A 14,327-nucleotide genomic window follows, 5' to 3' on the forward strand; every position below is an offset into this window, starting at 1 on the left:
CGATCTATTGAAGTACATCTTAAAACCTCACCCCTAAGCCCTCTCCTTGCTAAGGAGAGGGGAGATAAAGCTTAATCTTTATGGGGGTGAGGTTAATAAGCTGTACCTCAGTTGCTTAGTAAACGCTATATTAACCAAAACACTACCTCGGCTAACTCAGAACGTCGAGATCAAAACTCGGAACTTGAGCTTCATGTTATGTTTGCTTGATTACTTATTAAACGCGGATAACTTCACCCCTTAATCTCCTCCCCGCAGGCACTACAGTTTACATTAGAGTTGCAATGGCATTGTTTTGGCTAACAATGCCATTGTTTTGGCTGACAATGCCATTGAGATGAAAACTTGGAATATTCCATGAGAGTCTATAACTTGTGTGTATACACGATTTGCTTACCAGAAAAAGTCAGGTAGATATATTTTCTATACACAGTGATACTACTTTGAAAAAGTTTGCTACAAGTAGTGTTGTTTATGATTGTCATAAGTGAACTACTTAGACTTGCCTACGGCTGAAGTCTTAGCTTCCCGATTCATCGGGAATAGCCTCAAAAACCTCGTAGTTTTTTTGGTCTGACATTTCCTCCAAGGGCAGGAGTCCTGGTTCCCAAGACCCAAATCTTTCTCTTGCAACATGTACCTGTTAGCTTGGTTTTCGCTTATGGCATTGATGGTCAAGATAGCACATATCTTACCAGAAAATAGTGGGGATTCGTCATACATCCAGAAGAGAGTTTTTGTTTATGCAAAAAATCAATTCCAGATGTAATCCTTAAAGCTTGGCTCACAATCCCCACCTTATGAGTACATTGAAGGTGGGGACTTCCGCGACTCGTTAAAACAATTGACTCTCAACTATCAATGGTGAACTCTACCCTCGTCATCACACTCTATATCAACCCTATAACAGGGAATGACAACAATACTGGTTCACGGTTGAGTCCGTTTAAAAGCCTCACCCGTGCCTTAAAAGTAACCAAAATCCCGGCGATAATTCATCTGGAGTCGGGGACTTACAGTGTTGCCACTGGTGAGGTGTTCCCACTAATTATTCCTGAAGGGGCAATAGTGGTGGGTAAGGAAGCGAGCAAAGGTGCAGGGATTGTAATTTCTGGGAGTGGCGAGTATCAAAGTCGCAGCTTTGGTATACAAAATATCACACTGCTTTTGCTAGATAATACTAATCTTTTAGGTGTCACTGTCACCAATCCCTCAAGCAAAGGTACTGGTATCTGGATTGAATCGGCTGCACCTACTTTAGCTAACAATACTTTGAGGGACTGTGGACGGGAAGGTGTGTTTAGCACTGGTACCGCCAAACCCACAATTTTAGATAACATATTTGTGCAAAATACTGCTAGTGGCTTAGTGATGGCAGGTCATAGCCAGGGAGAAGTATTGCGGAATGTATTTGAAAGAAACCCTTTAGGGATAGCACTTAGTGACTTTGCTAAACCGACGATCGCAAATAACAAATTATCAGAAAATCGCACTGCGATCGCACTTTCTCGCAACGCCCAACCGATACTGCGTCAAAATCTCATTGCTCAAAGTATCCAAGGTGGTCTATTAGTCAATGGCAATGCAATTCCTGACTTAGGTAATATCCAAGATTCTGCTGATAATATTTTTCGTGATAATAGTGAATTTGATTTATATAATGCTACTACAAAAAAGCTGATTTCCGTAGGTAATCAGTTAAATCCTGCTCTAGTCAAGGGGTTATGTGAATTAATTTCAGTCATTGAAGTAGCAGTTGATACTAGTTTACCTAAGAATACGACTGAATCGTCATCTCAAAAACTCCCCGCACCTGTTCAACTAGATGCACATTGGGCAGAACCATTTATCCAGGCATTAGTGAGTATGAATTTAACTCATTGTTTTGCTGATGGTAACTATCAACCAAATAAGCCCATGTCTCGCGCCCAATATGCATCTTTGGTAGCGATCGCTTTTAACCCATTTCCGAAAATCTCAGCGCCTGATTTTACAGATGTACCAAAGGATTTTTGGGCTTATAACGCCATCCATATCGCGGCTAGCGGCGGCTTTGTTGGCGGATTTAGCGATCGCACTTTTCGCCCCGATCGACATGTTCAACGGCTACAGGTGATTGTTTCTCTGGTAAATGGATTGGGATTACCATCGGCTAATAACGATGTTTTAGAAATATATAGCGATCGTCATACCATTCCCGACTACGCCAGAAAAGCCGTAGCCACTGCTACACAAAAAAAAATAATCGTTAATTACCCAGATCCCAAATTACTCGCACCTTCACGTTTGGCGACACGTGCCGAAGTTGCAGCGATGGTTTATCAGGCATTAGTTGCCATTGGGCGAACATCTGCGATTAAATCAGTCTATGTAGGGTTGCATTCTATAACTTGACAAGTAGAATAGGAAACACTGCTTATCGGCTTGGTACTCTATGGAAAAAAAACCATGTAGTTAAAAGCACGCTAGGCTAATATGCAATGGGTGAAAAATCTTAGACCTATTGCCAAAAGCTAATAGCCCCATGTTAACAACACTTCCAGATACTTCTGCCAACTTGGCGATCGCTTTATTAATTAACTATAGTTTTGACCTCAGTGGGCATAGTGCCAATGAGCTAGTTGAGCGTTGGCAAGCGCAGTACCCACTGAATTGGCTACACCTGGCAGTGATTGAGGCACTATATCAAGGTCGTTATAAAGCGGTTTCTGTGCAGCAAATATTAGTATTTTGGCAGCGCCGGGATCAGGCTACATATCATTTCAACATGGAATTTGAACGGATGGTTTGTAGCAAATTTCCTCAAAGCTTAACCTCATTTGCTGCACCAGCCCTACCGCTACCCAAAAAAAAACCCATTGTAGAGAAAGTCACGATTCCTCAACTACCACCTGCGAAGATTCATAACGGCAATCAACACAGCAATACTGCTACTCTACAACTGAAAAGTTCTGAACAAAAGACATCTTTGAGTGAAGAACAAGAGAAGCAGGAAGAAAGAGACAATAAAACCGTCTTGAAGTCTCCGTTAACTGGGAAGATTACTTCTTCGGCAACCCTTCAGCGATTATCTGCTGTCAGCCAAAGACAAACTTCACAAGAAATTCCATTGCCTTCTCCATCGCCAAGCCATCATCAACGACAGCCCAAACTGCTCCCACCGGCTGCTATTCATGCCCCTATCGGGCAATTTACTCCAGAAAAAAGCGATCGCTCTGAGTCTTTCACATCTAAACTCAAGGCAATGTCTAGCGAACAAAATCCTCCAGATATGGGTAGTAGGGAGAAAAATCAATAACAAATGACAAATGACTCTTTATGCAACTAACTGCTTAAAACGCTTATCATCAGCAATATCATCGAAATCTAGGTCAGTTGCTGCGTCTTCTTTGTACCTGGGATTAAGTTCAATTGCTTGTTGTAGAGTTCCCAGAGATAATTCAACTTGTCTTTGCAGTGCGTAACACGCTGCTTTGTTGTAATAAGCACTGGCATAATCTGGCTTAAGTTCTAAGGCTTTGTTAAAACTAGCGATCGCTTCATCATCGCGTCCCAATCTTACCAAAGTATAACCATGTTTATCCAAAATTTTGGGAGAATTGGGTTGGAATTCTAACGCTTTCTCAAAAGACACTATTGCCTCTTCATATTGTTCTAATGCCACTAAGGAAAGACCGCAATTTAACCAAGCTACAGCATCATCTGGCTTGATTTGTGTAGCTTTGTCAAATGAAGCGAAGGCTTGCTGATGCTGTTGTAAGTTTCCCAAAGCAACGCCGCGATCGCACCAAGCTTGATGATATTCTGGTTGAAGTTTAATAGCTTGGTCATAAGATGCGATCGCATCTTTGTAGCGTTTTAATCTTCCGAGAGTTAAACCTCGTTTTAACCAAATTACAGGTTCATCAGCTTGGATTTTAACCGCTTGGTTGTAAAGTGCGATCGCATCTTCATAGCGTTTTTGGGAAAATAGTGCATCTCCCTGTTGTACATACTCATCAGCAGTAAATTCTGGTTGTTGTGGCTGTTCGTCTATTTCTTCCTCAACTTCATGATTCACTACCTCTAAAATGGATTCAGGTTTAATTTCAGTTAATTCTTGAAGAATAAGATCCTTTCTTTCTTGGGCATCTAATTGTAAATCAGAAAGTTGAGATACAAACTCAGTTTCTAGTCTTTCTAGCTTCTCCAAAATCAAAATCTTTTGTTGTTGAGCATTCCATTGCAATTCTGAAAATTGCGAACTAAACTCAGAACCAGATTTTTCTAGGTTTTCAATGATTAACTCTTTCCGCTTTTGAGCATCTAATTGTAATTCAGCGAGTTGTACTGCAAATTCTGACTGCAAGGCTGACAAATTCCCAACAATTTTATTTTTTTGCTCATAAGCATCTGTCTGCAATTCAGATAATTGAGATTTAAATTGATTATCTAATTCTTTTAATTTATCAATTGCGATATCTTTTTGTTTTTGAGCATCTACCTTCAAATTGGATAATTGGTTAGCAAGTTCTAACTGCAATGTTTTAAAATTTTCAAAAGCTATATCTTTTTGATTTTGACTTTCATACTGCCATCCAGAAAGTTGAGATGTGAAATCAGACTTTGATATTTCTAAGTCATTAACGGCTACTTCTCGCTGTTGTTGTATACCTAGCTTTAAGTTAGACAATTCTTCTGCCAGTACAGATTCTAAACTTTCTATATTTTTTAGTGCTACATCTCTTTGTTGTTGAACATCAACCTCTAACTTAGATATCCCAGATGCAAAATTAGACTCTAAATTGGCTATATTCTCTTGAGATTTTTTAAGTTCAGTTTCTAATCTACTTAATACCTGCGCTTTAGCTAAATCTAACTCAGATGTCAGAATAGATACATTTTCTTGTTGAGTTTTAATCTTTTGCTGTAAAGTAGTAGTTTCCCGTTCTAATTCAAAATTTATTTTTTTAACTTCTTGAATAACATTTTCAGCTTCTTTTTTAACAGTAGTTAGCTGATTTTGTAATTTTTCCATGCCCTGTAATTGTTGCATCGCTCTATCAACAATTTCCCGGATTATCACCCGTCGTAAGAGCCAAAATAAAGCAATGATAGTGACTGGAAATAGACTTAATATAACTAGCCAAATATTAACTAAGATAGTTGTACGGCTAAAAGCGTTCTTAAAATCAGATTGGACTTGCTGTTGAATTCCCTTTTCTGCTCGTAGTCGCGCTAATTCTTCCCGTTCCTGATTCGATAAGACTGTAGTGGGTGTTACTGCTGGGGATGGTGATGGTGCAGATTGTCCGCTAGCAATTCCAACGGATAACAGTAAGGGTAAAAAGACAATAGTGTTTTTTACAATTAAAGCGAAAATAGCTTGATTTTTGCTCTTCATAACAACCATCTCAGTCTGTTGGTCAGTTTTTGAAGCGGCGTGCCTCTCTCCAATCTATAACAAAATTAAGTATTTAATGTTGTAGAGGTATAGCGGTTCCCATTCAGATACGGTACAAAATTATATCGCCTGGTGTAGGGGCACGGCACTGCCGTGCCCTTACGGGTATACCTCACGCTTGTCGAGAAACGCTATAATGAGCTATTAGCTAAAGTGAACAACGTAGTTATCCGTCGCTTGTTTCTCCTGCAAAAAATGCTTATACTGATGTCACAATTGATGAAAAATCAGTTAAGCAAATTGAAACAGGAATGTCATTAAGTCTCCTTTACCCAAACTGATGCGATCGCCTGGACGCAATCGATGACGATTCCCCGGTAAAAGGGGCAAGTTATTAATGTAAGTGCCATTAGAACTGCCCACATCTTCTACATAATGAGCATCTCCCTCAACACGAATATCTGAATGAATCCGCGAGACAACTTCTGAATTAGGAAATCCTGAAACGTCTATATCTGGGGGAATCCGATCATTAGGCTTGCCGATATGAATCACAGAGAGATTTTGCGGCAATTCAATTAGGCGATCGGTTTGAACGTGGATTAACCGCGCTATAACCTGCTGTAATTGCGTTCTAGCAACAGTTGGAATGGGTGCTGGTGCTTCTGGGGGCGGTACTTCAGCTTCAGAGGCTGGTGGTGGTGACAACGGTGGTGGAGTAGGAATACTTTGCCCAGAGACTACGGGTACTTCAGAGGCTGGTGGTGGTGACAACGGTGGTGGAGTAGGAATACTTTGCTCAGAGACTACAGGTTGAGCTTCAAAAGCTGGTGCTGGTTCTGGGGGAACTGCTACTTCTGTTGCTGGTAAAGATGAGGTGGGAGGATGAGAGTTAGTAGAACCGCTCATTCCCAAAGCATCTGGTTGTAAAAGTTCTAACAGGGGATCGGGTGGAAGTAACGGCGGGACTTCCACAGGAGAATTGGGAGTAACTGTTGTAGCTACCGCAGTATGAACGTGTGGAACTCCTGCGGAGTGAAGGTTATAGCCACATTGACCGCAGAATGCTGCATCTGCCTGCACAGTTGCTCCACAACTGGGACAGTTAGTAGTCGCAGGTAACGGTGTATAGCAAGCTTCACATTGGACAGCGCCATCAGGGTTTGGATGATTGCAATTAGGGCAGACGATCATCGATATTTAGCCTTTGTTCAAGATCATCATAAATATAGGTAGGACTGGCAAGCAGAGGGCGGCCCTAGCTTTAGATTTTAGCAATTACTGCTGATGGAACGATAAATTTTGGACACAGGGACTGGGGACAAAAAGAATAACCATGCCCAATGCCCCATGCCCCATGCCCAATTCCCAATTCCCAATTCTTCAAGATTGGAGTTCCAAACCTGCTGCTGCATCCAGCAACCACCACAGTTCACCTTTGGGGCGAATTAAGCGCGATGGGTAAGTGAAGTCATCAGCTACAGGTGCAAAGACTTGTGCTAAACCTGGCCTTTTATTAGCGCCAGCAACCAGAAAAATCACATTGAGAGCAGAGTTGATGAAGGGGTATGTAAAACTTATTCGGGGGTTTCCGTCTTTGTTACCTACAGTCACCAGGCGATCGCGTACTTTGAGAGCCTCTGTGTGGGGAAACAAAGATGCAGTATGTGCATCATCACCCATTCCTAGTAATACTACATCCAACGCGGGAAACTCCACCCCAGAAGAATTGAAAAATTCTTTGAGATGTTGTTCATACTTAGCAGCGGCTAGTTCTGGATTGGCTTCTAAAGTTGGTACGGGGTGAATGTTAGCTGCTGGAATATCAACACGATCTAGCCACGCACGACGTGTCATCAGTTCATTGCTATCGGGGTGATCTGGTGGTACATAACGCTCATCCCCCCAAAATATATGAATTTTATCCCAAGGCAGTTTTTGAGTAGCAAGAGCTTCGTATAACGGTTTAGGTGTACTGCCGCCAGATAAGGCGATGGTAAACTGCCCTCGCTGCTCAATGGCAGTTTCTAACTTCGATAGAATTAATTCTAGCGCTCGTGCAACCAGCGCCGGCTGATTCGGTAAAACTTCAACGGTTTTGTTCATGGCTTCATGATCATATTGCTGGCTTCCAGCAATACCATACCGAACTTATTACAATCCTCCTTTTTAACTTTTGAAACATTTAACATCGTGGATTAAGTAGGCTAAAAAATCTAGATGTTCATTATCACCTTCAACGGGAAGTTGTCAGTAGTCAGTCATACTAACTACTAACTTTTCTGATGATTATTTTTATTTACACCCAGTTACTTGATACCTTGTTGATTAACGCCACAAAGGATACATTTATTAATTCTTATTAAAAATTAATAAAACTAATTAAGCACAAATAAAGTTTTCCAATCAGCGATCGCTTCACGTTGGGCGATTAACAATTCCTGAATTCCTTTTTCGGCGACATCTAGCAGTTGATCCAACTGAGTACGGCTAAAGCTACCTTCTTCGGCTGTTCCTTGAACTTCAATGATTCCCAGGTGTTGATTCATCACCACATTAAAATCTACTGTTGCAGCCACATCTTCGATATAATTCAGATCCAAAAATGGCTCTCCCTCCAGCAATCCTACGGAAACTGCTGCTACTTGCCCACACAGAGGCGATCGCTCTAACACGCCCTCCTGCAACAATTTAGAAATCGCATGAGCCAACGCTACAAACGAGCCTGTAATAGCTGTTGTCCGAGTTCCAGCGTCTGCTTGCAAAACATCAGCATCTACAGTCAACGTCCGTTCTCCCAATGCCTCAAAATCTATTGCTGCCCGTAAGCTGCGGCCGATTAAGCGTTGAATTTCTTGCGTGCGTCCAGATAATTTCAATAATTCTCTTTCTTGGCGTTTTTGGGTAGCAGATGGTAACATCCGGTACTCAGCAGTTAACCAGCCTTTACCAGTTCCTTCGAGAAACTTTGGGACTCCCTTATTGACGCTAACAGTACAAAGTACCTGAGTATCACCACATCTTGCGAGAACAGAACCAGGGGCAAAGCGGGTGAAATTGGGGTAAAAGCTGATCGGACGTAGTTCGTAAGGAAGACGGCCGTCTGGACGCTGCCAAGCCATTGGAATTGCCTCAAGTTTTACAATACTGCCTTTAGATTACCTTAGTGTTGTAAATGGGCATTGGGCATTGGCAAATAATTCTTCCTAACTCCTGTACAGACGCTATTAATCACGTCTCTTCTAAGGAATTGAAAGCAGAGTCAAAATATTTTGCTGCACCATATCTGGTGATTGGTCGCCCTTGATGGTCAGTAGGCGGCGACGACGGTCGTAATATTCTAGGATGGGAATGGTGCGATCGTAGAATAATTCTACACGGCGCTGCACGATTTCGGGTTGGTCATCTGGTAGCGATCGCCCCAAGGATCGGCTAACCATGACTGCTTCTGGAACTTGAAGATAAATTGCCCAATCTAGCTTTTGTTCTAAATTATCCAATAAAAAATCTAATTCTTCAGCTTGGAAGGCAGTAAGAGGATAGCCCTCCAACACCCAATCGCAGTTAATATCTGGTTGTCTGAGGCGAATTCGGATCAAATCAATAATCATTTCATCTGGAACTAACTCCCCTTTTTGCATGTAGGGTTGTGCGTGATAACCTAGTTCATTCAGGCTAGCGTAAACCGAAAGAGAAGTCCGGGGATCGGTTTTTAACCATCGAAATTCCGGCAGGGACTGATCGCCAGATATTACTTCCCGTAAAATCTCACCTGTGGAAATCAGAGGGATATCAAAGTATCTGCCAAGCCTTTGCGCTTGAGTGCTTTTCCCCGATCCTGAACCTCCCAGAATCACCAATCTCACAACAAGTCACTCCTCATGCTGTCAAATTCACTACTTGCTAAGTCTGTTTTGCCCAAACAATCGGCAAATCTAACATTTAGCGATTTTCAGACGTTATACCCAGCTTTTTTAAATAAGTGGGACTGTAACGCTTATGTTTTCATTTTTACAACTTATTTACGGGAAAAGACGAAAATTTCAATCAAAATAACTCTTGACTTGAACACAAACGTAGTGTTTGACTAAGAATGCAATTTGCTAAATCCATCATACTTATCAAAAACAGATTGATTATACAGGCAGATTTGTACTAATCACTGACAGCAAGAAAACTTAATTATTGTATCTTTTTGAACTTAACTCTATGGTTGCCCAGCTAGAAACTCAAAATATCAATTCAAGCATTACCTTGCCATATCCAGTTGAAGGGCTAGTGCAAGTTTTCACTAGCTCCCATCGTAATTTTTTTACGAGTGTTATCGCTCAATCACTAAGAATAGCTGGACAAGGAACGTCAGTATTAATTGTACAGTTCCTCAAAGGGGGTATTCGTCAAGGACACGATCGACCTATACAACTAGGACAAAATTTAGATTGGATTCGCTGTGATTTGCCTCGTTGTATTGATACACCACATTTAGACGAGACGGAAAACCAAGCTTTACAAAAGCTATGGCAATATACACAACAAGTAGTTTGTGAGAGTAAGTATTCTCTTGTAGTATTAGATGAGTTAAGTTTGGCGATTAACTTTGGTTTAATTCCTGAAACGGAAGTTTTAGCGTTTCTAGCAAAACGCCCTCCCCACATCGATATTATTCTCACAGGGCCAGAGATGCCTAAATCTCTCTTGGATGTAGCAGATCAAATTACAGAAATCCGTCGAAGTTATCGACCCTAAACAATCTCAGGATTTGAGATTTCGGATTTAATAATCTTGAATCAGAGGGTGTGTTAAAGTTCATGGACACACCTTACTGTTCTAGCAACAGATGTCGGATTAAGGAGAAATTGAGCAGCTTGTTGTGCCGTTACTTGAGATAACTGAATCTGTTTGAGGGTGACTAAACCTTCATTGACAAAGGAATCTCTTACTAATACTTTCTCGCCGCTATTGAAAGAAGTTTCATAAAACACTTCCTTAATCCCTGCTGAGATAATTAATTTCAAACAAGACAGACAAGGTTCTAGGGTGACGTAAATACTTGCACCATCTGTTGAGGTACCATGCTTTGCAGCTTGTGCGATCGCATTTGCTTCCGCGTGTACAGCCCTTGATGGTAAAGTTTTACTAGCATCACAGCTACTTAACCCTGGATAACAGTAGCCCTGAGCCGTACAATGTGCTGAACCCGATGGTGAGCCATTGTAACCAGTTACCACAACCTGCTTGTTTTTCACAATCACAGCACCCACTGGAAAAGCAAGGCACGTTGAGCGAGTGGCTGCAAGTTTAGCCAACATCAGAAAGTATTCATCCCATGTTGGCCTTTGATCGCGTTCGTCGATTAGGGAAATATCTTGCATAGTGTGTCAATTTCAAACTTTATTCTACTGCCTTGCTGACAACGGAAACTATGGATGCTCTGGGTTCCACTTCGCCAAAATCTTTTTAAGCTGATTCAAAGCATCTTCATGATCGTGAAACTGTATTTCAGCAATCACAGTAGGAATGCCACGTGGAAATCTGGATATTGTTTTACCTGTTTCGTATAGAAAAATAATAGGAATTTTGTTTGTCTCTGCATAAGCTAACTCAATTCCTACACCAAATGACAGTGAGCCAAGGTAAGCAATAACTAAGTCTGAATTACTTACCTGATACTTATCTTGGTCGAAAACTTCACGAGGACTAATATCGGGATTATTTACGGGATCAGTTTGTAAGTGTGGGACATAGGCTTGAAGACCAATTTCTTCGCAAAGGAAACCAATTTTTTCATAAAGTGCCTTGGATTCTACTGGATTCTCCACATTAGTCAATGCACCAGATACATATACTTTGTACATTTTAATAGTTGCTTTATACTAAAACTTCGCATTTTGCGATAATGAACTAATACAATGCTTTACTTTCTCGCTGTAAATAAAGGAAGCGCTGCAAAAAAAGCTGATAATATTGTTCCTATTGCAGCTACTGCTGTCCACCTAGTCTGTTGATCTGAACCTAGAATACTTAAGAATATGTCACTAAATCCTCGTTTAAGTTTGATATACTCATTTGATTCAACTAGAAGTTTTTTTAGTAGAACTTTATCATCTGACATCCACTTATTTTTTCTTTGATTGAAAAAAGCATATATTTCATTAGTATTAGGTAGTTCATTAAGAATATCAAGCCTTGCAGAAATATCTATATTTCCGTTCTTAGAAGATTGGGAACTTAATCTTTGAACCATTAAATAGGCGATAGGTTCATTAATATCTCTAACATTAATTCTTAGTGGTTCGTTTGAGACATTATGAAGGGCTATGCATAAAACTCCTGACCAAGAAGGATTAACCCTCGTTCCAAGATGTCCTAAACCTTGAGAGACTAAACCAACTCTCGAATTAATTAAACCACACATATAATTATTTAGCCAAATTGATTCATCAGTCCACACTAGAGCTGTATCCCTTGGCGGTATGTAGAAAAACTGCTGTTTATCAGCAGGCTTATCTTTCTTTGGTTCTGTTTGAATAGTCAAACGTTGCTTTTGTCCAATCGTGTATGCATATTCACTAGCAGTTAAACATAAATCACAAGCATTAATACTACCTGGTTTAAGAGGGTGAAAAAGTATACCTCTACCAAGTTCCCTAATAATATCCCGATCGCTCAAGACTGACATCTAAATACTCCCTAATTCCACAAACCACCAGAACTTTCCACAAAGGCATCCAATGTAGTTATAAATTCAAGCACATCGTGTCAGTAGCTAAATAGGACGCTCTGACTGTCTTGATGAAAAGACTACTTTTATCTCACGTATTTTAAGTTATATTCTGGCGTGTTGCAAATTAATTTATACATTTATCACAGCGATATCCACACTAGCATTGCTAGTTATTTATATGAATTACAGTTTTTTAATTTACTGATCCTGAATATAAGCCTTGCCACTTTTAATACAGTTACTAGCCTTTTGCAGTTCGATACCTAAATAACCAGTATGTTCAGCCTGGATTGCTGGAGAGGTACCACAAATCTCTCTTAGTAAGTTGAGGGGGTTTTTCCCACGATAAGATTTAATCAACTCACCGCTACCAGGGGTTGTATGGGTAACGACTATCTCTTTGCCATCAACCTCAATTAGGAAATTACCAGAGGGGTCATAATAGCTTCGCTGGTTAAAAATTGCAGCGTATTGATTCGCAATCAGCCTCTCTGCATTGTCCCAGGTATCATCATATATATGAGCGCTCTGACTAATGGTTATGAGCGGCCCCATTTTCAACTCATACTCAGAACGTTGAGCAATTTCATCTCTAATATGTTGTTGCAAAGCCCTCAAGCCCATTGCATTTGCAGGCCATGCAGCAAACATATCATTACTTCTAAGAGTTGCAGTTAATGATAATTCATTATCAACCACTCTCAACCAAATGTGATTCAGACAAGGACTACCACCTTTTTCATGGTCTTTTACATCCCATAAATTCATCACTGCACTAGCAGCATCAATTTCTCCAATTAACTTCTGAATTACCTGGCCAATTTGATCGCGCTCAAACCAGGAACGTAAACGTTGACCATAAGTATATTTCAACCCTTCCCTATAAGGTGCATTATCTAAAATCTGCGAAATGTATTCTTTAAGAAAAGGGCGGTCAATTGGCAAATAATTCGGATTGGGAAAATAAAAGTCAACAGGCTCATCAGTAATAATTGCCATTAAATCAATTAATTCTTGCCATTGCCCATCATAGCCAGTTGGTCTAATTGTTCCTGTTGTCTTAATCCGATGAATGATTTTTACCCAAGTTTCGGCTATAGTCTTTCCTTCTATTCGATGTCCGTAGCGTGGCCCCGGTAAAACACTTGGTTCAACAATAGACATGGGAAATTCTAACCGCGAACCCCAAGGAGATAGTGCTTCTAATTGGGCATAAGATTTAACTAGACTAACTGCCTCAACAATTGATTTAACTTCTTTACAATCTACAGAATCCCGCAGGTGTTCTAAATCACTAGCTTCCACTTCAAGATCAATATATCCAGGGATAGGGGAGCGAATTACCCAGCAACGCAACCCAGTATCACACACACCTTCTTCAAAGCCATTACGGAAAAAGTCCAGCAAGCACTCTCCAGCACCCGCGTTATTATCTTCCCTTGTGGCATTGAGAACAACCAAAAAGCGGACGTGGGGATTAAACAGCAAATTGCGAATTAGTAAGTTTATCCCACGGGTCGGCGAGTATAGTTGCCCAATTACAGCATACTCTTCGGGTTGCAGGTGTTTAGCGATCGCCTGCTTTACTGTCCATCCTGTAATCACTGCCGTCTGACCTAGACCATAAATAAGCTGGTTGGGCTTGTACAGTGCTTTGTACTCGAATTGGGTTGCCTTACCCGTTGCTGTCATGATTGGCTAAAAATAAAAATTAACAATCTTTTATTATATCACTAAATCTAAATTGGTACTAGTTTCATCGAAGATACGCCTTGGAAGTTTACCAAACACACAGCCAAATAAAAAATACTTTGCTTTACAAATATTAATATCTTTGTTACGGTTGTTTACATAAAGAGAAAACAGGGAAAAATCCATGCGTACAAACACTGCTATAATTGACGACCAAGGCAAACTGAACAACTTTGCGATCGAGCCAAAAGTTTATATAGATGAGCAAGGCGATCGCACTGGCTTCACTCCTTATGCAGAAATGCTCAATGGTCGTTTAGCAATGATTGGCTTTGTTTCTCTGATAGCATTAGAAGTATTCACAGGACACGGTATAGTTGGTCTTTTGGCAAGTCTGTAAGAACTAATTTTTTAAACTTAATTATCAACAAATATAAGAGACGGTAAATTTACCGTCTCTTATTTATATGGAAAACTTAGTGCTAGAGTAAAAGTCGTTAGTTATCAGCGTAAAGTTATCAGGTAAAT

General features: G+C 40.5%; 13 protein-coding genes. 4 read left to right on the forward strand and 9 right to left on the reverse strand.

The annotated features are described in order from the left end of the window. Positions 1-861 precede the first annotated feature (861 nt). Together V7K38_RS16355 and V7K38_RS16360 are read left to right on the forward strand one after the other, a co-directional pair. Complete coding sequence (locus V7K38_RS16355) at positions 862-2,394, forward strand: DUF1565 domain-containing protein (protein WP_334859334.1); 1,533 nt, start codon at positions 862-864, stop codon at positions 2,392-2,394. Between the two features lie 130 nt (positions 2,395-2,524). Continuing rightward, positions 2,525-3,298: a hypothetical protein gene (locus tag V7K38_RS16360; RefSeq protein ID WP_334859335.1), complete on the forward strand. Its 774-nt coding sequence runs from the start codon at positions 2,525-2,527 to the stop codon at positions 3,296-3,298. An 18-nt stretch (positions 3,299-3,316) separates the two neighbouring features. Here V7K38_RS16360 and V7K38_RS16365 read toward each other — a convergent pair whose 3' ends face one another. The 5 genes from V7K38_RS16365 to V7K38_RS16385 form a co-directional block, all read right to left on the reverse strand. After that, entirely contained in the window at positions 3,317-5,383 is a 2,067-nt protein-coding gene (locus V7K38_RS16365) for a tetratricopeptide repeat protein (protein ID WP_334859336.1), read from the reverse strand. Positions 5,384-5,674: 291 nt separating this feature from the next. After that, entirely contained in the window at positions 5,675-6,577 is a 903-nt protein-coding gene (locus V7K38_RS16370; protein WP_334859337.1) for an FHA domain-containing protein, read from the reverse strand. A gap of 189 nt (positions 6,578-6,766) precedes the next feature. After that, on the reverse strand, positions 6,767-7,489 hold the full coding sequence (gene pgl, locus V7K38_RS16375; protein ID WP_334859338.1) for a 6-phosphogluconolactonase: 723 nt from the start codon (positions 7,487-7,489) through the stop codon (positions 6,767-6,769). A gap of 272 nt (positions 7,490-7,761) precedes the next feature. Beyond that, positions 7,762-8,505, reverse strand: coding sequence for a ribonuclease PH (rph, locus tag V7K38_RS16380; RefSeq protein WP_334859339.1), 744 nt, complete (start codon positions 8,503-8,505; stop codon positions 7,762-7,764). A gap of 120 nt (positions 8,506-8,625) precedes the next feature. Continuing rightward, on the reverse strand, positions 8,626-9,249 hold the full coding sequence (locus V7K38_RS16385; protein WP_334859340.1) for an adenylate kinase family protein: 624 nt from the start codon (positions 9,247-9,249) through the stop codon (positions 8,626-8,628). Between the two features lie 343 nt (positions 9,250-9,592). On the opposite strand from V7K38_RS16385, the gene V7K38_RS16390 reads away from it, so the two are divergent. Continuing rightward, entirely contained in the window at positions 9,593-10,129 is a 537-nt protein-coding gene (locus V7K38_RS16390) for a P-loop NTPase family protein (RefSeq protein ID WP_334859341.1), read from the forward strand. Between the two features lie 53 nt (positions 10,130-10,182). On the opposite strand, the gene V7K38_RS16395 is transcribed toward V7K38_RS16390, so the two are convergent. The 4 genes from V7K38_RS16395 to V7K38_RS16410 form a co-directional block, all read right to left on the reverse strand. Continuing rightward, the gene (locus V7K38_RS16395) at positions 10,183-10,755 is read right to left on the reverse strand and encodes a deoxycytidylate deaminase (protein WP_334859343.1); all 573 of its coding nucleotides are present in this window, start codon (positions 10,753-10,755) and stop codon (positions 10,183-10,185) included. A gap of 48 nt (positions 10,756-10,803) precedes the next feature. Continuing rightward, positions 10,804-11,238, reverse strand: coding sequence for a nucleoside 2-deoxyribosyltransferase (locus V7K38_RS16400; RefSeq protein WP_334859344.1), 435 nt, complete (start codon positions 11,236-11,238; stop codon positions 10,804-10,806). 59 nt (positions 11,239-11,297) lie between these two features. Then, positions 11,298-12,062, reverse strand: coding sequence for a dCTP deaminase domain-containing protein (locus V7K38_RS16405; protein WP_334859346.1), 765 nt, complete (start codon positions 12,060-12,062; stop codon positions 11,298-11,300). 243 nt (positions 12,063-12,305) lie between these two features. Continuing rightward, positions 12,306-13,799: a thymidylate synthase gene (locus V7K38_RS16410; RefSeq protein WP_334859348.1), complete on the reverse strand. Its 1,494-nt coding sequence runs from the start codon at positions 13,797-13,799 to the stop codon at positions 12,306-12,308. A 184-nt stretch (positions 13,800-13,983) separates the two neighbouring features. On the opposite strand from V7K38_RS16410, the gene V7K38_RS16415 reads away from it, so the two are divergent. Beyond that, complete coding sequence (locus V7K38_RS16415; RefSeq protein WP_334859349.1) at positions 13,984-14,199, forward strand: chlorophyll a/b-binding protein; 216 nt, start codon at positions 13,984-13,986, stop codon at positions 14,197-14,199. Positions 14,200-14,327: the final 128 nt, after the last annotated feature.

It is taken from the genome of Nostoc sp., from assembly GCF_036917465.1.
Lineage (GTDB): Bacteria > Cyanobacteriota > Cyanobacteriia > Cyanobacteriales > Nostocaceae > Nostoc.

Excerpts from the sequence above, each read along its gene's own strand:
- V7K38_RS16355 (WP_334859334.1), top strand. The coding sequence starts at position 862 with ATGGTGAACTCTACCCTCGTCATCACACTCTATATCAACCCTATAACA.
- V7K38_RS16360 (WP_334859335.1), top strand. The coding sequence starts at position 2,525 with ATGTTAACAACACTTCCAGATACTTCTGCCAACTTGGCGATCGCTTTA.
- V7K38_RS16365 (WP_334859336.1), bottom strand. The coding sequence starts at position 5,383 with ATGAAGAGCAAAAATCAAGCTATTTTCGCTTTAATTGTAAAAAACACT.
- V7K38_RS16370 (WP_334859337.1), bottom strand. The coding sequence starts at position 6,577 with ATGATCGTCTGCCCTAATTGCAATCATCCAAACCCTGATGGCGCTGTC.
- pgl (WP_334859338.1), bottom strand. The coding sequence starts at position 7,489 with ATGAACAAAACCGTTGAAGTTTTACCGAATCAGCCGGCGCTGGTTGCA.
- rph (WP_334859339.1), bottom strand. The coding sequence starts at position 8,505 with ATGGCTTGGCAGCGTCCAGACGGCCGTCTTCCTTACGAACTACGTCCG.
- V7K38_RS16390 (WP_334859341.1), top strand. The coding sequence starts at position 9,593 with ATGGTTGCCCAGCTAGAAACTCAAAATATCAATTCAAGCATTACCTTG.
- V7K38_RS16395 (WP_334859343.1), bottom strand. The coding sequence starts at position 10,755 with ATGCAAGATATTTCCCTAATCGACGAACGCGATCAAAGGCCAACATGG.
- V7K38_RS16400 (WP_334859344.1), bottom strand. The coding sequence starts at position 11,238 with ATGTACAAAGTATATGTATCTGGTGCATTGACTAATGTGGAGAATCCA.
- V7K38_RS16405 (WP_334859346.1), bottom strand. The coding sequence starts at position 12,062 with ATGTCAGTCTTGAGCGATCGGGATATTATTAGGGAACTTGGTAGAGGT.
- V7K38_RS16410 (WP_334859348.1), bottom strand. The coding sequence starts at position 13,799 with ATGACAGCAACGGGTAAGGCAACCCAATTCGAGTACAAAGCACTGTAC.
- V7K38_RS16415 (WP_334859349.1), top strand. The coding sequence starts at position 13,984 with ATGCGTACAAACACTGCTATAATTGACGACCAAGGCAAACTGAACAAC.